General features: G+C 29.8%; 17 protein-coding genes. 10 read left to right on the plus strand and 7 right to left on the minus strand.

Annotated elements, in window-relative coordinates:
• Nucleotides 1–50: 50 nt before the first annotated feature.
• The 3 genes from J3359_RS11805 (at nt 51) to J3359_RS11815 (ending at nt 4,380) form a co-directional block, all read left to right on the plus strand.
• Complete coding sequence (locus tag J3359_RS11805; RefSeq protein ID WP_208077064.1) at nt 51–1,781, plus strand: zinc-dependent metalloprotease; 1,731 nt, start codon at nt 51–53, stop codon at nt 1,779–1,781.
• Nucleotides 1,782–1,892: 111 nt separating this feature from the next.
• Nucleotides 1,893–3,167 (plus strand): phosphoribosylamine--glycine ligase, encoded by a 1,275-nt coding sequence (gene purD / locus J3359_RS11810; RefSeq protein WP_208077065.1) that lies wholly within the window; start codon nt 1,893–1,895, stop codon nt 3,165–3,167.
• A 157-nt stretch (nt 3,168–3,324) separates the two neighbouring features.
• Complete coding sequence (locus tag J3359_RS11815) at nt 3,325–4,380, plus strand: glycosyltransferase (RefSeq protein WP_208077066.1); 1,056 nt, start codon at nt 3,325–3,327, stop codon at nt 4,378–4,380.
• On the opposite strand, the gene J3359_RS11820 is transcribed toward J3359_RS11815, so the two are convergent.
• Nucleotides 4,345–5,385: a sensor histidine kinase gene (locus tag J3359_RS11820; protein WP_208077067.1), complete on the minus strand. Its 1,041-nt coding sequence runs from the start codon at nt 5,383–5,385 to the stop codon at nt 4,345–4,347. The two genes, J3359_RS11815 and J3359_RS11820, sit on opposite strands and share 36 nt — an antisense overlap.
• Before the next feature lie 10 nt (nt 5,386–5,395).
• Nucleotides 5,396–6,094, minus strand: coding sequence for a response regulator transcription factor (locus J3359_RS11825; RefSeq protein WP_208077068.1), 699 nt, complete (start codon nt 6,092–6,094; stop codon nt 5,396–5,398).
• 233 nt (nt 6,095–6,327) lie between these two features.
• Here J3359_RS11825 and J3359_RS11830 point away from each other — a divergent pair, with 233 nt between their 5' ends.
• Entirely contained in the window at nt 6,328–8,400 is a 2,073-nt protein-coding gene (locus tag J3359_RS11830; RefSeq protein WP_208077069.1) for a T9SS type A sorting domain-containing protein, read from the plus strand.
• An 86-nt stretch (nt 8,401–8,486) separates the two neighbouring features.
• On the plus strand, nt 8,487–9,203 hold the full coding sequence (locus J3359_RS11835) for a 3'-5' exonuclease (RefSeq protein ID WP_208077070.1): 717 nt from the start codon (nt 8,487–8,489) through the stop codon (nt 9,201–9,203).
• 499 nt (nt 9,204–9,702) lie between these two features.
• Here J3359_RS11835 and J3359_RS11840 read toward each other — a convergent pair whose 3' ends face one another.
• The 5 genes from J3359_RS11840 to J3359_RS11860 form a co-directional block, all read right to left on the minus strand.
• Nucleotides 9,703–10,161 carry an META domain-containing protein gene (locus tag J3359_RS11840; RefSeq protein WP_208077071.1) on the minus strand — a complete coding sequence of 153 codons (459 nt, stop codon included), beginning with the start codon at nt 10,159–10,161 and terminating at the stop codon, nt 9,703–9,705.
• Nucleotides 10,162–10,192: 31 nt separating this feature from the next.
• A complete protein-coding gene (locus J3359_RS11845; protein WP_208077072.1) occupies nt 10,193–10,363 on the minus strand; it encodes a hypothetical protein in 171 nt (56 codons plus the stop codon).
• 232 nt (nt 10,364–10,595) lie between these two features.
• Nucleotides 10,596–11,198: a hypothetical protein gene (locus J3359_RS11850; protein ID WP_208077073.1), complete on the minus strand. Its 603-nt coding sequence runs from the start codon at nt 11,196–11,198 to the stop codon at nt 10,596–10,598.
• A 541-nt stretch (nt 11,199–11,739) separates the two neighbouring features.
• On the minus strand, nt 11,740–13,608 hold the full coding sequence (locus J3359_RS11855; RefSeq protein ID WP_208077074.1) for an ABC-F family ATP-binding cassette domain-containing protein: 1,869 nt from the start codon (nt 13,606–13,608) through the stop codon (nt 11,740–11,742).
• Between the two features lie 816 nt (nt 13,609–14,424).
• On the minus strand, nt 14,425–17,859 hold the full coding sequence (locus tag J3359_RS11860) for a GEVED domain-containing protein (protein WP_208077075.1): 3,435 nt from the start codon (nt 17,857–17,859) through the stop codon (nt 14,425–14,427).
• A 270-nt stretch (nt 17,860–18,129) separates the two neighbouring features.
• Between J3359_RS11860 and J3359_RS11865 the strand changes: the two genes are divergently transcribed.
• The 5 genes from J3359_RS11865 (at nt 18,130) to J3359_RS11885 (ending at nt 25,228) form a co-directional block, all read left to right on the plus strand.
• Nucleotides 18,130–19,146 carry a sugar phosphate nucleotidyltransferase gene (locus tag J3359_RS11865; protein ID WP_208077076.1) on the plus strand — a complete coding sequence of 339 codons (1,017 nt, stop codon included), beginning with the start codon at nt 18,130–18,132 and terminating at the stop codon, nt 19,144–19,146.
• Nucleotides 19,146–20,126, plus strand: coding sequence for a tetratricopeptide repeat protein (locus tag J3359_RS11870; protein WP_208077077.1), 981 nt, complete (start codon nt 19,146–19,148; stop codon nt 20,124–20,126). Before J3359_RS11865 ends, J3359_RS11870 begins: the two co-directional genes overlap by 1 nt.
• Complete coding sequence (gene lolB1, locus J3359_RS11875) at nt 20,123–20,893, plus strand: lipoprotein insertase outer membrane protein LolB1 (protein ID WP_208077078.1); 771 nt, start codon at nt 20,123–20,125, stop codon at nt 20,891–20,893. Before J3359_RS11870 ends, lolB1 begins: the two co-directional genes overlap by 4 nt.
• Nucleotides 20,893–22,116: a murein hydrolase activator EnvC family protein gene (locus J3359_RS11880; protein ID WP_208077079.1), complete on the plus strand. Its 1,224-nt coding sequence runs from the start codon at nt 20,893–20,895 to the stop codon at nt 22,114–22,116. The genes lolB1 and J3359_RS11880 overlap by 1 nt, the downstream gene beginning before the upstream one ends.
• A 115-nt stretch (nt 22,117–22,231) precedes the next feature.
• Nucleotides 22,232–25,228 carry an ATP-binding protein gene (locus tag J3359_RS11885; RefSeq protein WP_208077080.1) on the plus strand — a complete coding sequence of 999 codons (2,997 nt, stop codon included), beginning with the start codon at nt 22,232–22,234 and terminating at the stop codon, nt 25,226–25,228.
• Nucleotides 25,229–25,236: the final 8 nt, after the last annotated feature.

A 25,236-nucleotide genomic window follows, 5' to 3' on the forward strand; every position in this document is an offset into this window, starting at 1 on the left:
TTTTAGGCTAATTCTACAAATTACACTTTACAAAATTTAAAAATTTTATGATGAAAAAAATATTATTCTCTTTCACTTTCTTGATTAGTTTCTATTCGTTTTCACAAAATTATTTAGAAATTGATACAAATTTTGATTTTAATTCAAATCAACTTCTTAAAGATATAAATTTGAACGATTCCAATATCGGGGAATGGAAAGTTTATTCTAAAAATTTAATTCTTAATGTAAATAATAGTAATCTGAATATTGAATTGCCTTCAGGAAATACATTGTTATTTCAAAAAAATATTAGTTTTATAGAAAATAATACAATTTATTGGGAAGGTAGTAATGCAGGTAATTTCGTTAAATTAGAGGAGTATAATGGTGAGTTAACAGGTTTTTTAAAGCTTGATAATGGTAATTTTTATGGAATAAGTTTTATTGGTGGTAATAATTATGTTCTTTTCAAAAAAGAGTTGAGTAATTCTGATTGTGACTCTCATTTATATTCGGAATTTAAAAAGTCAAATGTTCATTCTAAAAACGCATCATTAACTTCATGTAACAATATATTTACATATAGAGTTATATTAGCTTACACACCAGAAGTGGCAAATATTTATTCCAATAATCAAAATCAAATTAATAATTATTTAGAATCTATTATAAATTCTGTAAACCAAGTTTATATAGCTAGTAATTTAAATGTTAGAGCTAGATTAGTATTCAGCTATCAAACAGATTCTGAATATGTGAGTTTTAATAAAAATTATAATTCATTTATTCATAAATTTCCATATTGGTCTAAGTATGACGATATTTTTAGTTATAAGTCAGAGTATAAAGCAGATGTTACTATGTTAATTATATCTAAAACCGATAATAAAGTAGCTGGTAGAGCAAACAGAAATAGTAATTCAGCTATTTATATTCATAATGGAGCTGCATCAAATTATGGTGTTGCACATGAAATAGGGCATTTATTTGATTTGGATCATAATAGAGAAGAGTTCTCTTGGTGGAAGAGAAAAATAAATGGATTTAATTGGGCGCTTGATAATAAAAAAGCATATGGATTTAGAGGAGCAAATTATAGAACTGTAATGTCTTACCAAAATAATTTTCAAACAAGAGTTTCATTTCACTCAGATTATAGTTTAATATTTCCCGATAATAATCCTGCTGGTGATAATAATTATGCAAAAGCTAGAAATTTTCTTGAAGGTCATATTAGTAATGTTATAAAAAATAATGATTCAGATAACCTAATTTTAAATAACAAAAATTTAAAAAGCGATCAAACCTCTTCATTATTTGCTTTTTCAAATATTAATATCTCTAACTATGTTACTGAAAACTTTTCTAGACTTATTACTCGCGCTGGTAAAAGTGTTCATTTAAAACCTGGCTTTCAAGCAAAATCAGGTTCTACATTTAGAGCCTATATTGAAGGTTGTTCAACTACTGCAAACAAAACTAGTACAAATTCTAAAAAAACAAAAGAAATAGTATTGAGTTCTGACAAAGAAAAACCTGATAATAAAAATAATATTTTGAGTGACGAGGAGTTTGTAAAATTATATCCAAATCCAACAAACGGAATCGTGAAAATTTCGAGTAAAGAGACAATTATTAATTACTCAGTATTAAATACAATTAACAGGATTGTTGCTACTCGTGATTTGAACTCTAATAATTTTGAAATTGATATTAGAAATTTACTAAAAGGTGTATATTTTATAAAATTGAAATTTACCAACGGAGAAATGATTACCAAAAAAATCATCAAAAACTAACAAATTTTATATTGCTATGAAAAAGAATAAAAAGAGAAGTGTTAAAGCTTCTCTTTTTTGTGTTAATTGTATATTTGCAATAACAACAACCCCCAAACAACACAACAAAAAATGAACATTCTTATATTAGGCTCAGGAGGAAGAGAACATGCATTTGCATTAAAATTATCGGAAAGTAATAAAGTAAATCAGCTTTTTGTAGCGCCTGGAAATGCAGGTACAGATAAAGTTGCCACAAATGTCGCAATTAGTCCCACAGATTTCGAAGCCATAAAACAAACCGTTTTAGAAAACGATATAAAAATGGTAGTTGTTGGGCCAGAAGCACCTTTGGTTAATGGCGTTCACGATTTTTTTCTTGCCGATAGCAAGTTAAAAAATATTCCTGTAATTGGTCCTAAAAAAGACGGAGCATTGTTAGAAGGAAGTAAAGATTTTTCCAAGCAATTCATGCAAAAACATGGAATTCCAACAGCAAGATATAAATCTTTTACCAAAGATAATGTAGAAGACGGCTACGCTTTTTTAGAAACTTTAGAAGCACCTTATGTTTTAAAAGCAGATGGTTTAGCTGCTGGTAAAGGGGTTTTAATTTTGTTTTCTTTAGAAGAAGCAAAAGCAGAATTAAAAGAAATGGTTGCCAACCAAAAATTTGGCGAAGCATCAGCAACCGTTGTTATTGAAGAGTTTTTAAAAGGAATCGAATTATCGGTTTTTGTATTAACAGACGGAAAAAACTATAAAATTTTACCTTCAGCAAAAGATTATAAAAGAATAGGAGAAGGAGATACAGGTTTAAATACAGGTGGAATGGGAGCCATTTCTCCAGTACCTTTTGCAGACGATGCGTTTTTAGATAAAGTAGAAGAATTAGTCGTAAAACCAACGATAAATGGTTTGCAAAAAGACGGAATCGATTACAGAGGTTTTATCTTTATTGGTTTAATGAACGATAATGGAAATCCATCTGTAGTAGAATACAATGTTCGAATGGGAGACCCAGAAACGGAAGTTGTTTTACCAAGAATAGAAAGTGATTTATTTGATTTGTTTGAGGGTGTTGCCAAACAAAATTTAGAAAAAAAGATGTTTCATGTAACTTCCAAAACAGCCACTACTGTAATGTTGGTTTCTGGTGGATATCCAGAAAGTTACCAGAAAAATAAAGAAATTACAGGTTTAGAAAACGTAAAAGAATCAACCATTTTTCATGCAGGAACTACTTTAAAAGACAACAAAATAGTTACAAGTGGAGGTAGAGTTATGGCAATTACTTCTTTTGGAAACACGATTGAAGAAGCGTTGGAAAAATCGTACAGAAGTATCGAAGAAATTCGTTTCGATAAAATGAATTTTAGAAAAGATATTGGTTTCGATTTGGTGTAAGTAAAACCTTTTACTTCATTCAAAAAAATAAATTTATGTCTGGTTGAGCGCAGTCGAAACCTAAATTTAGTTTTTAATTATGTCTTTCTGATTTTCGATTATTGCCCAAGATAAATCAAGGCAACAATTTTATAAATAAAGATTTCTATTTCTAAGAATGATACATCAAAAAAAAATAATTGTTGCGCCGCTAAATTGGGGTTTGGGGCATGCTTCACGATGTGTGCCAATTATTAATGCATTATTAGAAAATAATTTTACGCCAATAATTGCATCAGACGGAAAAGCTTTAGAATTTCTACAGCAAGAATTTCCTTCCTTGGAAACATTAGAATTATCTTGCTATAAAATTAAATACGGTAAAAACTTAAAAAAGAATTTATTTCTTCAACTTCCAAGAATTTTCAGAGCAATCCAACAAGAAAAGAAAATAATTCAAATTTATATTGATAAAAATCCTGAGGTGGTTGGTGTTATTTCCGACAATCGTTTTGGCGTTCGAAGTAGCAAAGTAACATCTGTATATATTACACATCAAATTAATATTTTATCGAATGTTACCACTTTATTTACCAGTAGAATTCATCAAAAAATAATAAATAAGTTTGATGAATGTTGGATTCCAGATAACCTAACTTCAGAATTTTCAGGGAAATTATCCATTTCTAAAAGAAAATTAAATCAAAAATTTATTGGTGTTTTAAGTAGGTTCAAGAAGCAAGAAATTTCTAAAAATATAGATGTTTTGGTTTTACTTTCTGGTCCAGAACCCAATAGAACATATTTAGAAGAAAAATTAATTGCAGCATTTAAAAATGACGAAAGAAATGTTGTTTTTGTGTTGGGAAAAGTAGAGAAAACTCAACATAAATGGACAGAGAACAATTGTACTTTTTATAATTATGCACTGTCAGAAGAACTTGAACAACTATTAAATTCAAGTAAAATTATAATTTGTAGATCTGGCTATTCTTCGATTATGGATTTGGCAGTTTTAGAGAAAAAAGCATTTTTTATTCCGACTAAAAATCAACCAGAACAAGAATATTTGGCAAAATATTTAAATGCTAAAAAAATAGCGCCTTTTTGTGAGGAACATTTATTTACCTCAAAAAAATTAACTGCATTAGAAAACTATAGTGGTTTACAATCGAAAGAAACAAAACTAAATAAAGCCTTATTTCGCCTTTTCCATCGTAAAAGAAAACTCTGAACCATCTCCATAAGTACTCTTTAAAAAGATGGTTTGGTTGTGTGCTTCTAAAATATGTTTTACGATAGACAAGCCTAAGCCAGAACCACCTTGTTCGCGAGATCTACTTTGGTCTACTCTATAGAAACGTTCGAATAAACGAGACAGGTGTTGTTGTTTAATTCCCTCGCCATTATCTGCAACTCGAACAATAAATTTATTTTGGTTGTAGCTGTCGATGGCAATAACAGTAGTTCCATTTGGTTTGCCATATTTTATGGAGTTTACAACCAAGTTAATTAATACTTGCTCAATTTTTTCTATATCTCCTTTTACAAAAACAGGAAATTCGTAAATACGATCGAATTTTAAGGTAATATTTCTCTTTTTGGCTTTCATTTCGAACAAATCGAATACATTTTGTATCAATTCTAGAATATTAAAAACCTCGATATTTAATTTTAAACCATCTGTTTCTAATTTGGCAATCATGTCTAAATCTTTGGTTACAGCAACCAATCTTTCTACACCTTTGTTGGCTCTTTCTAAATATTTTTTTCGAATTTCTTTGTCATTTCCTGCGCCTTCTAACAGTGTTAATATATAACCTTGTACCGTAAAAAGTGGTGTTTTTAATTCGTGAGCAACGTTTCCTAAAAAATCTCTTCTAAAAGAATCTCTTTCTGTTAAACTTTTAATTTCTAATCGTTTACCTTCCACAAATTTTTGCATTCTTTTGGAAAGTTTGTCTATATCTGTGGTTACAGAATCTCTACGTAAATCTTTTACATCTAATATAGAAACGTCTTCGTAAATTTTCTTTAAACGTCTGTAAATAAAATGTTCTGCTCGATATTGAATGATAAAAAAAGAAATAATAAAAAGCACAATAATAGAAATTATTACAGCTCCAATTCCTAAATGTTTAACAATAACAAAATAAGAAATGGTAACAACAATAACCGAAAGCAGTGTTAAATATATTGCAGACCAAAGTGCATAAGAATAGGTTCTTTTAAATTTCATTCGAAGAAGTTTATGTATCTGCTCCTTCTAAAACAAATTTATACCCAACGCCTTTTACCGTTTTAAAATGGTTGTCGCCAATTTTTTCTCGAAGTTTTCTAATATGAACATCAATTGTTCTTCCACCAACAACTACTTCATTTCCCCAAACAGTATCTAAAATTACTTCACGTTTAAAAACCTTTCCAGGTTTAGAGGTTAATAAAGAAAAAAGTTCGAATTCTTTTCTAGGTAACGAAATTCTAGTGCCAGCTTTGTAAACCACATATTCGTCTCTATCGATTACAATATCGCCAATCGTAAACGTTTCTACACTTTCGTTTTCGGTTTTAAGCCTTCTAAGTAAAGATTTTACTTTGCTTACCAATACTTTTGGTTTAATGGGTTTGGTAATATAATCGTCTGCACCAGCCTCAAAACCAGCAACTTGCGAATAATCTTCGCCTCTTGCAGTTAAAAAAGAAATAAGTACGTTTTCTAAAGAACTAATTTTTCTAATTTTTTCACAAGCTTCAATACCATCCATTTCTGGCATCATTATATCTAATAAAATTAAATGAGGATTGTTTTTCTTGGCAGCTTTAATGGCTTCTTGTCCATTATTTGCTGTAAAAACTTGATAGCCTTCATTTCTAAGGTTATAACCAACTATTTCTATAATATCTGGTTCGTCGTCTACCAATAAAATTTTTATATCGCTACTGTTCATACCTTAAATTAAAAATCAATGAATCTCAAAAATAGCTATAATTATTAAACTACAACTATTCTTAACATACATTTAATCTAAAAAGCACCACAGATAACATTGTCTTAACCAACAACAGCCTATTAAAATTGTAAAACAGTTAATATCTGATAATTAGATTGTTAATAATTTAATAACAGAATAATTCGCATAAAATTGTATATTTACTCCTCAAATAATTTAAACTTTTACTTATGAAAAAAAATTACTTATTTACTTTTATTTTAACACTCTGTTTTGGGTTTTTATCTTTTGGGCAAACAGTACTTATTACAGGTTATGTAGATGCACCTTGTACTGGAGCAAAACCTAGAACTGTAGAAATTTATGTTAGTGGTACAATAGATTTTACAGATTGGAAACTACAAAGACAATCTAATGGAAAAGGATACACAACAAATATAGACCTTACAAACTTAGGAACTATAACAGATGCTTTTGCATATATTACAAACGATTCTGCAGGTTTTACTTCTGAATTTAATGTTACTACAAATATTTTACAAAATAGTGCTATTAGTAGTAATGGAAATGATGCTTTTCAAATTTCTGATAAGGACGATAATTTAATTGATAGATTTGGAGAAGATGGTGTAGATGGAACTGGAAAAGATTGGGAGCATGAAGATACCTATTATTACAGAAAAGATGGTTCTACTGCAAACGCAGGTACATTTAGTTCTTCTAACTGGACTTTTGGAGCTAAAAATTTATTAGATGGTAAAGGGAAATGTAATAGTGCTGCTGCTTTAAGTACTTTAGTACCATTTGGTAGTTTTAAACTTGTTGCTTCAACAGATCCATCCATTACAGTTGGAAATGCAGTTACTGGTTTAGATTATTTCGAAGGAAATGGACCATCTGCAGAAAAAGATTTTACAGTTGAAGGGTCTAATTTAACAACAGATATTACAGTTACTGCACCAACAAATTTCGAAGTTTCAACAACTTCAGATAGTGGATTTGCAGCTTCTGTAACTTTAACACAAAGTTCTGGAAGTGTAGCTTCAACAACAATTTATACGCGTTTAAAAGCTGGTTTAACCACAAACACTTATACTGGAGATGTAACAGTTTCTTCAACTGGAGCAACAGATAAAACAGTTGCTTTGTCAGGTAAGATAAGTCCTGCAGATCCTCAGTTTTCGTTTAGAGCTTTTTTAGATGATTTTAATACTATAATTAGTACAGGAAACCCATCAGAAGAACAAACCTTTACAGTAGAAGGATTATTCTTAAGTAACAATCTTGTTGTTACAGCACCTGCAAACTACGAAGTATCTCTTACAACAGGAACTGGATTTAGTGCCGCTGTAAATATTGTACCAAATTCTGGAACTATAGCAAAAACAACTGTTTTTGTTCGTTTAAAATCTGGATTGGCTGCTGGTAAATATGCAGGAGATATTACACTTTCTTCTACAGGAGTTGCAGACCAAACAATTGCTGTAAGTGGTAATGCTTTTGGAGCAGTTACAAATAGTATGGTAATAACAGGTGTTTACGATGGTTCTTTAAGTGGAGGAACTCCAAAAGGTGTAGAATTATATGTTTTAAAAGATATTGCAGATTTAAGCTTGTATGGTTTAAGTGCTGTAGCAAATGGAGGAGGAACTTCTGCTGGTACTATAAGATATTCTTTTCCAGCTGATGCAGTAACTGCTGGAACATTTATTTATGTAGCTACAGAAGATACAAACTTTAATACATTTTTTGGAATGATGCCTACCTATACAACAGGTTCTGTTTCTATTAATGGTGATGATTCTATAGAATTATACGAAAGTGGACAAATAGTTGATGTTTTTGGAGATGTAAATAAAGACGGTTCTGGAGAAGCTTGGGATTATTTAGATGGTTGGGCTTATAGAAAAGCAAACACAGGTCCAGAAGGAACTACCTTTACAGTTGCAAATTGGACTTATAGTGGAGTTGATGGTTTAGAAGGTGGAACAAACAATGCTACTGCTACTAAAGCTTTTCCATTAGGAACGTATAAAAATACAACTGCTTCGGTTCAAAGAAATGGTATTTTAGGTTTTGCAACCTACCCAAACCCAATTACAAATAACGAGTTTACCATTACTTCTAGCAATTCAAGTAAAAAAGAAGTTGCTATTTTTAATGTTTTAGGTAAAAATGTTTATTCAACTAGCTTTACAGGAACAAAAGCTACATTAGATGTTTCTTCAATTAGCTCGGGAATTTATGTTTTAAAAGTTACTGAAGAAAGTAAAACAGCAACAAAAAAATTAGTAATTAGATAATTTTCTACTATTTTTAGTAATACAAAAGCTCCGAAGATTCGGAGCTTTTCTTTTTTCTGTATCTTTAGAGTAGAAAAGAGAGAAATATGAATTTAAAAATAAAACTGAATAATATCTTATTTTTAGATATAGAAACTGTACCACAAGAAGAACATTGGAATTTTCTTCCTAAAGAAACACAAACACTTTTCGAGAAAAAAACACAATACCAACGTAAAGAAGAATTTACGGCAGAAGAATTTTACGAAAGAGCAGGTATTTGGGCAGAATTCGGAAAAATAATCTGTATTTCTGTAGGTTATTTTGTAAGGGTTGAAGAAAAAAACCAATTTAGAGTTACCTCGTTTTTTGGCGATGATGAGCGTAAAATTTTAGTAGATTTTAACAACCTTTTAAACAAACATTTTTCGAAACCTTCTAATGTTTTATGTGCACATAATGGAAAAGAATTCGATTTCCCTTTTATTGCCAGAAGAATGATTGTCCATCAAATAGAACTCCCCAAAAAATTAAATTTATTTGGAAAAAAACCTTGGGAAGTACCACATTTAGACACCCTAGAACTTTGGAAATTTGGTGATTATAAACACTATACCTCTTTAAAATTACTAACGTCTATTTTAGGAATTCCTTCGCCAAAAGACGATATTGATGGCAGTGAAGTTGCAGGCGTTTACTACAAAGAAAAAAACATCGAACGAATTGTTACTTATTGCGAAAAAGATACCATTGCTGTAGCACAAGTTTTATTGCGATTTAACAACGAAAATTTACTCGAACCAAAAGATATTGTAAGAGTTTAAAGTTGTTTTTAAAACCGATATTCTACTTTTAAAACTACAAACTAAAGATTAATAATTTTAATTAAATATTGGAGTGGTTGTAAACCAACTCCAATTATTTTTATTTTGCGATTATAACGGCCTTATCAAGAGAGCCACAATACCAATCTTCGCATCCAATTAATGTTTTTGTAATCGAAGTTGATGTTCTAGTTATCCTGTAATAACAGCTTCTTACACAAACATCTTGCTTTTTTCTTTCTTTATATTTATGAAAGTTTTTATTTGTTGTAGTAAAACTCATCAAAGCAAAAGCAACATGTTGGTATAAGAGTAGTTGCGATTTTGGTTTAGCTTAATAGCAATTATTTTTTTTTGTTATGGGCTTTTATCGCAACTAAATCTTGCCAGGAAAGAAAATTAAATGGTCAAGATTTTCTCTTTTATTAATTAAGTCATTATCAGTTAATTTCTAAGACTATTTTACTTGTTTTTTATCTCAGTTCTTTGTTAGGGGCAGTTACAGTTTTTCTAAAGTCATATACTCTTGTTCAGAATAAAAAATCTTTAGGGTATTTTCTTGAATAATTTCATAAGTGTTTTGCCAATTTCCTAATTGTTTATTATAATTTGAGTTTAAACTTTGATAAAACAAATTACCCCATTCTGTTTCATTAGCTTCTGTTGTTGAAAACTCCGAAAAGATAAGTAGTTTGCTTCTATTATCAATGGAAAAACTACCTGAAAAATCATTAATAACTGTGCTACCAGTAAAATTCAACTCTCGATTGAAAATTATTGTAATTCGATTTGAATTTGAAAAATCACTATCTACAAGGACATTATTAGTTAACCGATTAACAAATGAAGTTAATTTCCAAGTACCATAAATAGAATTTTCTTGCTGTTTTGTTTCTTCTTCATTACTACATCCTGTAATCAAAAAGAAAATTGATAAAATTAAAAACATATTTTTCATAATCTTATTATTTTATGTTTTTATAAAACTCTTAGAATCCAAATATTCCTCCACCTCCAGAAGAAGTCCATTTAACACCAAATGTTTGTTCTTTCCAATCACTACATCCACAAGAATTACATAATCTTGTTTGAATTCGTATTGGACCAGAGCCTCTTACAGTAACCAATTTTACAGATTCTGTAATTCCACTTCTAATCATAGATATTCCAAAGTTGTTAAGAATTTTTATTTCCCAAGAACAATCTTGATAGTTGGTTGGGTTACCATCATATTCAAGGGATATCCAATTCCAATAATGTGTTGGTAGATGAAAAGTAGCAGAATAAAAATGCTATTATTCTCAGTTTATAAACAAAGATAGCAGAAAAGTACAAACTTTGTAATTTGCGCTTAACTGCTATTTTTTTATATGCAGTTTTATGGGCTTTTAATTACTCCAATAAATTGTCAATGTTAATAATATTACCATCATCTTCTTGGTTCTTTATATCTTCAATGCTTAATTTTTCTAGTGGTATATGTGCTATTTGAGCGTTAATTGGTGTATCTGAATAACATACTTCGACTCCTGTTCTTATTCCAAATGTTTTTACTGGTTTTACTCTAATATATAATACTGTTTTTGTTCCGTCACCAACAGCTGTTGATATTGTTTTTTTTACACAGGCTTCACTTCTACAAGTTTTACATGTTTTAGATGCAGCACTTCTTGAATATAATCCCTTATACGAATTATTAATTTTATTTTCATATTCAGGACTTGAGATTCTTACAATAGTATACTTCTTGCTACTTTTTATGTAAAAAGCTTCTTTATTTAACAAATCTTCTGAAAATTTTTCCGTGAAGGAACTTAAATTTGAAGTTTTAAAATATACATCATAAGATTCTTTTAGATTTATTGATAAATCTAATTCTAATTTATTTATTGTGAATTCCTCTAAATTATTTAATTCTGGTTCAGTATTATTTGAACAAGAAAAAACAAATACCGAAATTAAAATAATTAATAATTTAGTTTTTAAATATTTCATTTTATTTGTTTTTAATAATATACGCATTCAATTTTTTTTTTTAGAGTATTGAATGAAGACTTATAATTTTGCCTTCTTTTTCAAGAAACTCTTTTTATGTACAATTCATAATTTTTTAACTCATTTTTTTCTTCCAAGTAGAGTTTGCTCTTAGAATATAATTACGCTTTCCTTTTAATTGCCCACAACAACGATTAAAATTAAAAAAATTATTTTTTTCTTTTTTAAAATTTTTATGTTTTATAAATTAATACAATAAAGGTCTAAGAATACTATTTAAACATCCAAGAAAAAATCTTGGTAAAAGTTCGGTAAATTTTAAAAAAGGAATGTGCGCACTCTTTATAAACATTCTTTTTTTTGCTAGCAAGTTTTTAAAAACGGAAATCAAGTCGTTAATAAAAACAATTTAAACATAAAAAAAATAATGGGATATGCAAATAAAATTTATGTTTTGTTTAGCTTTTTTTAAAAAAAATAATAATATGTCATTTTTTTTAAGGTTTTAAAAATAATAATGCAATGTTTTAAGTATTGCAACTTATTCTTCTGTTTTTAAAGAAAGCTCTAACCAACGTTCTTCTTTTTGTTCTAAAGCATCAATAATTTCTTGTAATTCTTCAGATTTCTTTGCAACATTATCGGGTTCGATTTCTACATTTAAAAACTGATTTTCAATCGTTGTTTTTCTTTTTTGAAGTCTTTCAATTTCTACTTCCAAAGCACCAAACTCTCTTTTTTCATTAAAGCTTAAACTTGACTTCGTTGCTTTCTTTTCTACCTTTTTCTCAACAGGTTTTTCGGCAATTTCTTTTACACTTTCAGTATTATTAGAACTATCGTACACTCTAAAATCGGAATAATTCCCAGGAAAATTCTCGACAACACCTTCGCCTCTAAAAACAAAAAGTGCATCTACAATTTTATCCATAAAATAACGGTCGTGAGAAACAACTAATAAGTTTCCTGGAAAATCTAACAAGAAGTTTTCTAAAACATTTAGCGTAACCACATCTAAGTCGTTGGTTGGCTCATCTAAAATTAAAAAATTAGGATTCTGAATTAAAACCGCACATAAATACAAGCGTTTTTGTTCTCCTCCAGAAAGTTTTTCGACAAAATCGTATTGTTTCTTTTTATCAAACAGAAAACGCTCTAACAATTGCGAGGCAGAAATTTTTCGTCCTTTAGAAAGCGGAATAAATTCTCCAAACTCTTTTACAACTTCAATAACTTTTTGTCCTTCTTTAATTTCGATACCAGCTTGTGTGTAATAACCGAATTTTACAGTTTCACCCAAAATAACTTTACCACTATCTAAAGGTGCTTTTTGGGTAATAATATTTAAAAAAGACGATTTTCCTGTTCCGTTTTTACCAATAATACCAACACGTTCTCCACGTTTAAAAACGTAATCGAAACCATCTAAAATCTTTTTATCGCCAAAAGATTTGTAAACTTTATGAAGCTCTAAAATCTTACTTCCCAAACGTTCCATATTTATTTCTAGCTGAATTTGATGGTCTTTTCTACGTTGGTGTGCTTTTTCTTTAATTTGATAAAAATCGTCTGTTCTCGATTTCGATTTTGTAGTTCTTGCTTTGGGTTGCTTTCGCATCCAATCTAACTCCTTTTTAAACAAGCTTTTTGCTTTACTTAAATTGGTAGCTTCTAAAGCCAAACGCTCTTCTTTATTTTGAAGGTAATAAGAGTAATTTCCTTTGTATTTATAGATTTTACCTTCATCTAACTCTAAAATTTCGTTACAAACACGTTCTAAAAAATAACGGTCGTGTGTAACCATAAATAAGGTAATTTTCTCTTTTGCGAAAAAGGCTTCTAACCATTCTATCATTTCTAAATCTAAATGATTGGTTGGTTCATCTAAAATTAATAAATCGGGTTTGTTAATTAAAACAATAGCTAAACTGAGTCGTTTTCTTTGTCCACCAGAAAGTTTACCCACTTTTAACGATAAATCTTCTAATTTTAATTTCGATAAAATTTGACGGTATTGCGTTTCAAAATCCCACGCATTAAATTGTTCCATTTGCTCAAACGCAGTTTGGTATGCATCTGTATCGTCCAAGTTTTTTAAGGCTTTTTCATATTGGTTTACAATAGAAAGAATCTTGTTATCTGTTGCGAAAATGGTTTCTTCGATGGTTAGGTTTTTGTTTAACTCGTCATTTTGCGCCAAATAAGCAATAGAAATATCTTTACGAGTAACTATTTGCCCAGTATCTGGTACATCTAAACCAGCAATAATATTTAAAATAGAGGTTTTTCCACTTCCATTTTTTGCAACGAAAGCAACTTTTTGATCTTTATTAATTCCAAAAGAAATGTCTTCAAACAAAACACGTTCTCCATAGGATTTAGATATATTTTCTACTGATAAATAGTTCATTAATCTTCTTTTTTGCAAAGAAACGAAAAATCGATGTCGTTCAGTTGGGTTTATCTCTCAATTATTTCTTAAGAAACATATTAGTCAATAAAAAGTTATATAAACGAGAAAACCCAAGATTTTATCTTGGGTTTTTTTCTGTTCATTTAATTTTTAGGGGGCTGCTTATAGGGGATGCAAAATTAAATGACACTATGATGATGTAAATATATATATTAAACAAGTACTTGTCAATCCCTGAACTCCGTATATTTTTCGTATCCCTGAGCTCAGGGATACCTATCCCTGAGCTCAGGGATAAGTGAAAAATTGATGTAGCAATAAACCCAGTAGTAGACTGGGTTTGTTAAAATTGAAATAAAATTGAAAATGCTTAATTTTTAATGAACTTTTGTAAGAACGTTTTATTTTATCTGGCAATTCAATGAAATAAATACAAATTTTAATGTAGAAATGGTATTACTCTTGCATAATTAGGCTCACTATCGATTCAGCTATTTAAATCAGTTTCAAAAAAACGCTAGAAGTTCGATAAGAATTAGAAAAAGATCCTCTACAATCGATATCAGTTTTACCTTCATTTTAATTCCATTAGAACAAGATTGGTGTTACTGAAGTAGTAATTTTTACAGAATTGCTGTTTCCAGAAACATTTTTTGCTACATCTTTTACTGTAAATGCATAAGAAGTGTTTTCTGTAAGCCTTTTTGCTTAATAAGGTATGGCTTGTAACTGTTGTAATTTATTTGCAAAAATCAACTAAAAAAACCTCGAGCAATTTGCTCGAGGTTTTTAATTTTATTTTAAAAAGTAATTTTATTTTTTAATTAATTTATTTTTCACAGATTTTTGACCGTCGTTAACTTCTAACAAATAAATACCTCTTTTTAAAGTAGAAACATCTATGGTGCGTTTTTGTAATTTTCCTGCCTTTATTACTTGACCAATAGTATTTATAATTTTAAATGATAAGTTTTTACTTCTACCAAATTTAACTTGAACAAAATTAGTCGTTGGGTTAGGGAATATTTCTAAACTTGAAGAAATTTCGCTACCTAATACTTCACCCTTCGTACTATCTGTGTAAATTGTATAGTTGTTAGGAGTATTTTGGGTAATATTAACAGTGTAGTCTTCTACTTCACCATCAGAAAATGTTTCGCAAGCTGTTTGTGCGCTATTGTATTTCATAGAAACACGCATTCTTGTTTGTCCTAATAATGCATTAGAAGGCACAGCAACAGTAGCTGTTAAATTGTTTGAACTAGATGAAGATCCTGAAACTACTTTTTCGTTGCTATCAAAAGTTCCATTTTGGTTAAAGTCAATCCAAACAGCCCAATGTTCTGTATAGGCTGTGCTTGAAAACCCTGCGCTTACAACCATAGTATTTGAACTTCCTTGTGCTAAGGTAGCTATTTTAGAGGTAAAATCTCCATAACCAGCATTTGCACTAGTGGCATTTTTCATTCCACCTAACTCTATATTATCAATCCATTCGTAAGTTGCTCTATTTCCTTTAGAGGAACAATAATTAAGCGCAACACCTAAGGTTGTAAATGTTACACTGTTACTTGGTGTAGATGTATTTTCTGCTTCATCTTTAGCTTTAACAGTGTATGTGTAAGATGTATTTGCTGTTAATCCAGTAATATTGGCAGAGGTTCCTGTTACGGTTCCTACGCTGGTATTATTGTTAAATATCTCATACTTTGTTACTGCTACATTGTCTGTAGAAGCAGTCCAAGATAAAGTTGCTGTAGTTTGTGTTATGTTAGAGGCAGATAAACCTGTGGGTGCAGTAGGTGCTTGTGTATCTGAAACACCATTCGTAATATTTACAGTATAATCTTCTGTTTCTCCATAATTAAAAGTTCCGCAAGAAGAAGGTACAGTATTGTATTGCATAACCACACGCATTCTTGTTGTACCTGTTATTGCAGAGGCTGGTATAGAAAAAGAACCACTAACAGGCGTAGTTTTAGAAGCTGTTTTTGTCCAAACTGTTTCACCATTATCAGCAAAATCACCATCTTTATTATAGTCAATAAAAACTGCATATCCTTCGTTATAATTTGTGCCAGGCCAAGTTGGTGTAATTGTAATTGTAGTTGAAGCACCTTTGGTAATATTTGTAGATTGAGATGTGTAATCTGCATATCCGCCAGATGATGCTCCACTTGTATTGTTAATACTACCTAAAACTACCTTACTAATATATTCATCAGAAACACTATTTCCATTAGAGCTACAGTAATTTAATTGAACTTCTGTAGTTGTAAAATTTACTGATGCACTGTATGCAGATGTAGTGTTGTTAGGACATTTGCTTCTTACTTGTACTTCGTAAGAAGTTTGAGGAGATAAATTTGATAAAGAAGTTGTAGCTGTTGCAACAGATGAAGTTGTCCAAGAAGAGCTACCTACTTTACGATATCTAAAATCATAAGAAGTTCCTGCAACAGAATTCCACGAAACAGTAGCTGTAGAAGAGTCAAATTCATCAACAGTAAGATTAGAAGGGGTTGTAGCATTACAAACTACAGGAACTCCGCTTAAACCAGTTACTATTAAAGAATAATTTTGGCTTCCACCAGTTAAATTGCCTTTGTGGGTTACAGTAATTGTATAGGTTCCAGAAGCATTTGCTATATCAACTCTTTCATAAGGGTCTTTGTTATTGTCTCCTCTTCCATTAGTTGTAACTCCTGTTAACCTCCAAGGTGTAGATGTCGTACCATTTTTAGATACTCTAATATCTAAGTCGTTTACTAAAACTGCTAATGGAGAGTTTGTTGCTGTGGTAGCTGTACCTGGTCTATCTGTCCAAGATATTGAAGCTAGCAGTGGGTTAACTCCGTCAGAATCGACAGTAATTGTGTAGGTTTGACCTTGTGCTAATGTTAATTCTTCGATTTTAGATTGATTTCCTTTTTGAGTAATTGCTTCTGCGGCTTTTTTAGCATTTAACAATCCCCAACCGAAAATTGCATCAGGTCCATTTGCTCCTGCATCATCTGCAGTATGTAAAGCCAAGCCTTTTAAAGTTGCAGCTTTCATAAAAGAACCATGAGTGTTATTGTTGTGTTGCTGTAATAATAATAATGTACCAGCTACATTTGGAGACGCCATAGATGTACCAGAAATACTATAATAATCATCATCTGTATTTCCGTCAGAAAAATCTGGTGCTCCACGATTTTGTTTGAAGCTCTCAAAGTCAAATGCAGAATATACGTTTGTACCATTACCTGTAATATCTGGTTTTATACGTAAATCGTCTGTTGGTCCTTCACTACTTGAAGAGTTAATTAATACCTGAATTAAGTTCCCATCAGCATCTACATTAGCGTCTTGTGCATTAGCAACTACTAAGTTGTTTTTTGAAGTAGAGTGGCCTGTTAATTTGTCGTAAGAGCTGTTACCTTCTAATGGGCTTGCATTGTAGGCATCTTGATCACCATCATTACCAGCAGCAACAACCATTAGATAGTTTGGTGCGTTAAACATTAACGCATCCCATCTACGTGAATCTACAATATATGCTCCAAAATAATAGTCTGGAATTAAATCTCCTCTAGGACCATACGAATGGTTAGATATTAACATACCATTAGCTGCTGCATCTGTAGCTTCTGCAACATCATTATTCCAATCTGCAGTAATAGCGTTTGCGTGAGGCGCCATACCTTTAGAGTTGGCTTGAAATTCTCCAGAACCAACAATGGTTCCTGTAACATGTTGCGCATGAAAGGTATTAGAATTTCTTTTAGCCTCGTTGTCAAGAATAGAAACTCTATTGTTTCCTCCTGCTCCGTCGAAATCTTGATGTGTTAATTGTACAGCTCCACCATCCCAAACATAGGCAGTCATATTTTGTCCCAATAAATTTAGTCCTAAAGAACCTCCAGTATTTAAGTGGTTTGTTCTAGTAGATCTTGCTGCATCTACATTGTAAGTAGCAAAATAAATAGGATGGCCATCTACAACTTTTTGAAGTTCCATAAAACCAGGTTCGCCATCTGGTTTTTGGGTAAATACTTCCCAGCCTTTTTGTTCTGCAATTCTTATAGCTTTTTGTTTTTCGGTTAAAATTTCTTCTTGAAATGTTTTTTTAATTTGTTTAAGTTTAGATAAATTGTATTTCTTACGAATTTTTTCAATATCGCTTTTCTTCTGTGCTTGTAAGGCAAATGTAAAAGCGAAAAATACTCCTATTGCAAGAAGTTTACTTAAGTAACTTTTTTTCATTTTTTTAGGGGTTTAAGAAGTTATATTTTATAAATAAGCAATGTGTTTTTATGTTAATTAATTATTAAAAAATTACACATTACGCCGTAAAACTACAAAAAGATTATTGATATCTCAAAATTTTAAGCTATATATTTTTGTTTTTATGAGAAAAGATATTTGTTTTTGTAGTAAGTAATAGTCTTTTAGGTAAATTTTATTTGTGTATATTTTTAAAAAATCTTTATTAATAATGGTATATTGCACTTTTAATTTTTTATAAAATAGTTTATGAAGATAATTGTGCCAATGGCAGGAATTGGTTCTCGTTTGAGACCTCATACATTAACAGTACCAAAACCATTAACCGTAATTGCAGGAAAACCAATTGTACAACGTTTGGTAGAAGATATTTCTTCTGTAATAGATGAAAAAATAGATGAAATTGCATTTATAATTGGGCCAGCCAAAAAAGGATTTCCAGCAGAAACAGAGCAAAATTTATTAACTATAGCCAAAGAATTAGGAGCAAAAGGGGCTGTTTATGTACAAGAGGAAGCCTTAGGAACTGCACACGCTTTGTATTGTGCAAAAGATTCTTTATCTGGACCTTGTGTTGTGGCTTATGCAGATACTTTGTTTAAGGCAAACTTTACTTTAGATGCAAATGCAGATGGAGCAATTTGGGTGAAAAAAGTGGAAGATCCAAGTGCATTTGGAGTTGTAAAATTAGAAGATGGTTTTATTACGGATTTTATAGAAAAACCAAAAGAATTTGTTTCAGACTTAGCAATTATAGGTATTTATTACTTTAAAGATGGAGATAAAGTAAGAGAAGAAATTCAATATTTAATCGACAACGATTTAAGGGAAAATAACGAATATCAATTAACCAATGTTTTAGAAACTTTAAAACAAGATGGTGCAAAATTTATTCCTGGAACTGTAGATGCTTGGATGGATTGTGGTAAAAAAGATCCAACAGTAGATACCAATAAACAAGTTTTAGATTTCGAGCAAGAAGCAGGTAATAATTTAGTTTCCGAAGACGTTATATTAGAGAATTCGAAAATTATACAGCCTTGTTATATTGGTAAAAATGTTGTCTTAAAAGACAGTAAAATAGGACCTCATGTTTCTATTGGCGATAATGGAATTGTGTTAAATTCTATCATTTCAAATTCGTTAATACAAACGAACGTAGCAATTTCTAATGCAAATTTAAACAAGGCTATGATTGGGCATCATGCAAAATATAATGGTAGATATACTTCTGTTAGTATTGGAGATTACACAGAATTAATTTAATGAAAATAACAAGTAGAAATATAAACAACAAAGAAAAGAGAGCCACTTGTTTAAAGTTTGTTCTCTTTTCTTTGTTGTTTATTCTTTTCTCTACGAACATCTATTCGCAAGACAGCATTCCTGCAGCAAAAGATTTAACAGAAGAAAAAGAGTTGCTTTTTCAACAATCGTTTTTCGAAGCACTTTCCCAAAAATCTATTGGAAATTATCAAAAAGCAATAGAAAATTTAGAGAATTGTAACCAGATTTTACCTAACAATTTAACGGTTTTTTTCGAGTTTTCTAAAAATTATTTGCGCTTAAACAATACGCTTTTAGCGAAAGAATACATCCATAGAGCTTTGGCACAAGAACCAGAAAATGTTTGGATGCTAAAACAATTGGTAAAAATAGAAGTTCGAGAAAGAAATTTCCCAGAAGCCATAAAAACACAACAAAAAGTAATCGCCAAATACCCTAGAGAAAGAGAATATTTAGTGCGTTTGTATCTGCAAAATAGAGATTATAAAAGTGCGGTTTCTTTATTAAATAATTTAGAAAAAGAAGAGGTACTTTCTGCAAATTTAAAAAAATTAAAAGCAAGTTTAGAAAAAAGAAAGGAGGCACCAAAACCTAAAAAAATAGATGCCAATATCGAAGATTTAATTTCGAGGTTTAAAACGGATAAGTCTTATAAAATTTTAGAAGAAATTTTAAACAAATCGAAAGATAATCTAAAGCGTCTTTTAAAATTTAGCGAAGAAGGTATTGCGCTTTTTCCTGCACAACCTTTTGTGTATTTGATAAATGGAAAAGCATTAAATAGTAAAAAAGATTTTAAAAACGCTGTAGAAACTTTGCAAAATGGTATCGATTTTGTTATTGAAGACGATATGGAAGCAGATTTCTACAAAGAATTATCTATTTCTTATAAAGGTTTGGGAAACAAAAAAGACGAGCGAAAGTTCTTAGAAAAGTATAAAAAGTTAAAAGGAATATGAAAATTTTAAAATATTTATTAATTTGTGTACTCGTTCTTGCTTCATGTAAAACAAAAAAATATACTATGGGAACTGCAGTTATAGCCAAGGAAATGGCTGCAAAAAAAGTAGCAAAAAAACACATTGCTAATAATTTCGATAAAAAAACCATCAACGCAAAATTCAAAGTAAACTTTAATAATGGAAAAATAAACCAAAGTATTTCTGTATATATGAAGATAGAGAAAGACAAGGTAATTTGGTTGAAAGGAACCAAGTTTATTTCTGTTTTTAAAGCGAAAATAACACCAACATCTGTTCAGTTTTATTCTCCTTTAAAAAAGCAATATTTCGATGGCGATTTTACAATGTTAGAAAAATTATTAGGAACACAAATTAACTTTAAGCAGCTTCAAAATTTATTTTTAGGTCAGGCTATTTTAAATTTAAAAGAAGAAAAGCTAGAAGTTAATATTGTAAATAATTCTTATGTTTTAAACCCAGAAGTACAATCTATTTTATTTGATGCTTTTTTTAATATCCATCCAGGACATTTTAAACTAAATAGCCAGTCTATTGTAAATTCGGCAAAAGAACAACGTTTAGATATTTTATATCCTTCTTATACAGTTGTAGATGAGGTTGTTTTTCCACAAGAAATAAAAATTAAAGCAAAAGATAAAAAGAAATTTACACAAATAGATTTCGAGTTAAAATCTGTAGAATTTAACACAGTAATAAACACTTCTTTTTCAATACCAAATGGTTATAAACGTATAGAGTTATAGTGATAAGGGGAAATTTTCATATCGCATTTTTTGTATTCTTTTTAAGTTGTCTATCTGTTTTTGGACAAACAAGAAAAGAGTTAGAACAACAACGCAAAAAACTAAAAAAAGAAATTCAGCAAGTAAACCGTTTGTTATTTACAGAGCAGAAAAAAGAGAAAAATGCTTTAGAGAACCTAAAAGATATCAACCAGAAAATACAAGTTCGATTAAAATTAATAAATACCATTAATTTAGAATCGAAATTATTGTCTAACGAGATTAAAAAAAATCAAAAAGAATTAGATAAACTAGAAAAGCAACTTACCGATTTAAAAAAAGATTATGGAGATATGATTTTTAAATCCTATAAAAGCAAATCGCAACAAAGTAGGGCGATGTTTTTGTTATCTTCACAAAATTTTTATCAAGCTTACAAACGTTTGGAATATATGAAACAATACGTCTCTTTTAGAAAAAAGCAAGGAGAGGCCATTGTAGAACAAACAAATGTCGTTAAAAAGATGAACGATTCTTTATTAATACAAAAGCAGATAAAAGATACTTTAATACTGGCAGAAAAAGAGCAAAAAAATATTATTGAATTAGATAAAAAGAGTCAACAAAAACTAATATCTAACATTAAAAAGAAGGAAAATAAGTACAAGCGAGACTTAAGAAAGAAAATTGCTGAAGATAAAAAAGTGGCTGCAAAGATTAATAAAATTATTAGAGACGAAATTGCAAAAGCAAATAAAAAAGTAAAAAATAAACCAAAATCTTCCAAGAAAAACGAGTTTATATTAAGTCCGGAATCGAAAGCATTAGCCGCAAAATTCGAATTGAATAAAGGAAAATTACCTTGGCCAGTAAAAGAAGGAATAATTACCAGAAAATTTGGTCGACAACCACACCCAACTTTCCCAGGAATTACAATTAATGGAACAGGTTTGCATATCGCCACAAAAAACGGCAACAATGCAGAAGCCATTTTCGGAGGAGAGGTTATGAATATTTTAGTTTCTTCAGAAGGAAGAAAAAATGTATTAATAAGGCATGGTAATTACATATCTTCTTACAATAATTTAAGTAAGTTATACGTAAAAAAGGGAGATGCAGTTGTTGTAGGGCAAAATATTGGTAAAATATTTACCAACAAAGTATCAGGAAAAACAAACCTTATTTTTGCAATTTATAAAAATACGGTTCCTTTAAACCCTGCTTCTTGGATTTTAAAAAGGTAAGTTTTCGTCTTAAAAACTTTTTGTAACTTCATTTAATATCTAAAAAAATCAATAAAATAAATTTTTTGAAATTATTTATTTTTATTAGATATCTTTGGTATGTCAACTATCGTCAATGGAAGAAATTATTTTACAGCAGAAGAACAAAATCGTAGCTTTATATAACGAAAAGTTGCTGTCTGTTTTTTTAGAAAAAATTACTACGCATCATAAAACGATGCAAAAGATAGAACATCTTCAAAAAGAACTTATTGGCAAAACGTTTACAGAAAAAGAAAAGACGATCGCATTTGAAGCTTTAAATGCCTATAAGAAAGCATTAGAAAACATCGTTTCTAGCTATTTTTCTACCATAAATTCGGTTGAAGAAGTTCCGTTTAATAATTATTATACATCTTTAGATGCTCTTTTAGAGAATTTAGATACTACCATAACAAGAACACAAGACAGAGAACGATTTTTTGGTTTAGACACAGATTCTAAAACCTTAAAATTAAAAAAAAGCGTAAAACGTACCCTTTTTAATATATCGAAACTTCCTTTAAAAACAACCAATGTTTTTAGAAAAACGAAAAAAGAAATTATTTTTTGGCAACAAGAAATTCCTTTTAAAAATGCAACAGCCTATTACTTTAAAAGTGAGCTTACCAAAAATTTAGCAACAGCCATAGATGCTGTAAATAAAGAAATAGCTGAAATTACAAATGTGTACTGGAAGATAGATAATGCAATTGACGCATCTATTAAGCTTTTTTTATCTAACAAAGCAGTATTGTCTTTCTCTAAAAATATAGTAGATAGTTTAGCAAATGTGCCTTCCTTAGAGTCGAGAATAGAACATCATACATTAGCGTTTACAAAATTTTTTGAAGCAAATGTTTTACAATATACAGCAGCATTGTACAAAGCAGATACTTTTGAGTTGCCTACCACTTTTTTTAACACGAATAAAATTGAAAGCTATCAAAAAGAAGTTTCTGGGAAAAGTGAAAAAGATGTAAAACTTTGGCAAAATACGTTTAGTGTTTTAGAGAGCGATTGGGAGTTAGATATCGAAATATTTAAAATTATATTTAGTGTAATCTTTACATACGATCTTTTAGAAAGATCGATACATAAGCGTTCAGAAGTTATTCAAAATGAATTAGAAAATATTAAAACATATCTATCTGACGTAAAAAGTACAATCTCGAAAGCAAAAACAAAAACAGCTATAAAAAGCACGTTTGTTAGTGAATTAAAAAATGTAAACAAAAGCTTTAAAAAAATTATTGAAGAAACTTCTATACGCGTTTCCAACTTAGAATTACCATTACAAATTAATCAGTTCGAAGAGAATGTTTTACAAGTTCTAAAAACACTTTCTACCAAAAGAGCCATTAGTTCGGATATGGATTTTGGAACAAAAACAGCAACCTCTTCTATCAATTATATTTCACCTTTCCAGTTGGTAACCTACCAAAGTTGGCCAAGTTTACTAACAGTAATTAAACAAGCAAAAGTAGATTTAAATGAAAAAGTTACTTCTTTTATAGACGATATAAACGCGTTGGCGCAAGTAAGTGAATTTAATTTAGAGTCTGCATTATCTCTTTTCGAAAACGATACTAATGATAGTGTTTCCACAGAAAATTCACCCAAAAAAGTTGCTTTAGAAGGTTTAGAAAGAAGTGAAGAAAAAATTGAAGAATTAAAAAGTACATTGGATAATTTAAATGTTTCTAATGGCGAAATGTTGTTGCCAAGCATTACTAAATTTAACCATAGCATTTTAGAGTTAACAGATACCGAAAATATTTTAGAAATTAGATTGTCTATTGCAAAGGCAAAATCTATAGAAAAAAGTAAATTACTTAAAGAAAAAGTAATAAACAACGTTAAGAATTTTGTACCTATTGCTGTAAATTATTCGAAAGATAAGTATACAAAAACAGCAGGTCGTCTAAAAAATTTGTTAATCAGAACAGGTTTGTACAAAGAAATCGTAGATGTAAATGGAGATTTGTCTGACTTTTTAAAACAAGCAGAACAGGCTTTAGATGAATTGCCTTATGTGTACCAACGTTTATTTCGATCGGAAACTTTACAAAACGAAACGTTGTTTATTGGAAGAACAGAAGCGTTACAAAATTTAGATAAAGCTTACGAATCTTTTGGTAAAAACCAGTATGCAGCCACAGTAATTGTTGGAGAAAGAGGTTCAGGAAAAACGTCTTTAATTCATCATTTTTTGGGTAAGCATAAGAAAATTCCAAAAACGATTTTCCTGTCATCTAAACAAAATATTTGCGAACCTATTGAGTTTATTGAGTTCTTAAAAACGTCATTCAACAAAGATTTACAAACCATAGAAGAATGGATTGAATTTTTTAACGCAGGTAAACAAAGAACAATTATTTTAGAAGACCTTCAATATTTATATTTTAGAAAAGTGGGTGGTTTTAATGTGCTTCATTTGCTATCTAATTTAATTGCTTCTACAAAGAAAAATGTATTTTGGATTGTTACTTCCTCTAAATATGCATTTCAATATTTAAATAAATCGATTCAAATATCAGAGCTTTTTGCATATCAAATAGAAATGAATGAAATTGATAAGCAAACCATAAAAGAAGCCTTAATAAAAAGACATAAAATTAGTGGTTACAATTTATATTTCGAGCAACCACCAGTTGCTTATTTAACCAAAAAGTTTTTAAAAGCTCCTTTAGAAGTGCAACAAGAGATTTTAAAAGAAGAGTTTTTTAGCGATATTAATAAAATTGCGCAAAGTAATTTTAGAATTGCGTTTATGTATTGGATTCGTTCCACAGTAAAAGTTTCTGGAAGTACCATTTATATGCGTTCTTTAAAAAGTATAAACACCTCTTTTTTAAACAAATTAACACCTCTAAAATTATTAATGCTTAATAGTATTTTATTGCAAGAAAGATTAACCATAGAAGATATTGTAGAACTTTCTAGTTTAAATGAACAACACACCAAAAATAGTATACATGCTTTGTATGAAAACGGATTGTTAACTATGGAAAATGAAGAGTTTTACACGATTAACATATTTTTATATCGTCAAATTACCTCTTTATTAAAAAGTAAAAATGTGATTCATTAAATAGAAAC

The organism is Polaribacter cellanae (genome assembly GCF_017569185.1).
GTDB classification, from domain to species: domain Bacteria; phylum Bacteroidota; class Bacteroidia; order Flavobacteriales; family Flavobacteriaceae; genus Polaribacter; species Polaribacter cellanae.

What these genes read in the sequence shown, in the direction of transcription:
- J3359_RS11835 (WP_208077070.1), top strand. Translation starts at nt 8,487, where the DNA reads ATGAATTTAAAAATAAAACTGAATAATATCTTATTTTTAGATATAGAA.
- J3359_RS11870 (WP_208077077.1), top strand. Translation starts at nt 19,146, where the DNA reads ATGAAAATAACAAGTAGAAATATAAACAACAAAGAAAAGAGAGCCACT.
- lolB1 (WP_208077078.1), top strand. Translation starts at nt 20,123, where the DNA reads ATGAAAATTTTAAAATATTTATTAATTTGTGTACTCGTTCTTGCTTCA.
- J3359_RS11865 (WP_208077076.1), top strand. Translation starts at nt 18,130, where the DNA reads ATGAAGATAATTGTGCCAATGGCAGGAATTGGTTCTCGTTTGAGACCT.
- J3359_RS11820 (WP_208077067.1), bottom strand. Translation starts at nt 5,385, where the DNA reads ATGAAATTTAAAAGAACCTATTCTTATGCACTTTGGTCTGCAATATAT.
- J3359_RS11885 (WP_208077080.1), top strand. Translation starts at nt 22,232, where the DNA reads ATGGAAGAAATTATTTTACAGCAGAAGAACAAAATCGTAGCTTTATAT.
- J3359_RS11830 (WP_208077069.1), top strand. Translation starts at nt 6,328, where the DNA reads ATGAAAAAAAATTACTTATTTACTTTTATTTTAACACTCTGTTTTGGG.
- J3359_RS11860 (WP_208077075.1), bottom strand. Translation starts at nt 17,859, where the DNA reads ATGAAAAAAAGTTACTTAAGTAAACTTCTTGCAATAGGAGTATTTTTC.
- J3359_RS11815 (WP_208077066.1), top strand. Translation starts at nt 3,325, where the DNA reads ATGATACATCAAAAAAAAATAATTGTTGCGCCGCTAAATTGGGGTTTG.
- J3359_RS11845 (WP_208077072.1), bottom strand. Translation starts at nt 10,363, where the DNA reads ATGATTAGAAGTGGAATTACAGAATCTGTAAAATTGGTTACTGTAAGA.
- J3359_RS11855 (WP_208077074.1), bottom strand. Translation starts at nt 13,608, where the DNA reads ATGAACTATTTATCAGTAGAAAATATATCTAAATCCTATGGAGAACGT.
- purD (WP_208077065.1), top strand. Translation starts at nt 1,893, where the DNA reads ATGAACATTCTTATATTAGGCTCAGGAGGAAGAGAACATGCATTTGCA.
- J3359_RS11850 (WP_208077073.1), bottom strand. Translation starts at nt 11,198, where the DNA reads ATGAAATATTTAAAAACTAAATTATTAATTATTTTAATTTCGGTATTT.
- J3359_RS11825 (WP_208077068.1), bottom strand. Translation starts at nt 6,094, where the DNA reads ATGAACAGTAGCGATATAAAAATTTTATTGGTAGACGACGAACCAGAT.
- J3359_RS11840 (WP_208077071.1), bottom strand. Translation starts at nt 10,161, where the DNA reads ATGAAAAATATGTTTTTAATTTTATCAATTTTCTTTTTGATTACAGGA.
- J3359_RS11805 (WP_208077064.1), top strand. Translation starts at nt 51, where the DNA reads ATGAAAAAAATATTATTCTCTTTCACTTTCTTGATTAGTTTCTATTCG.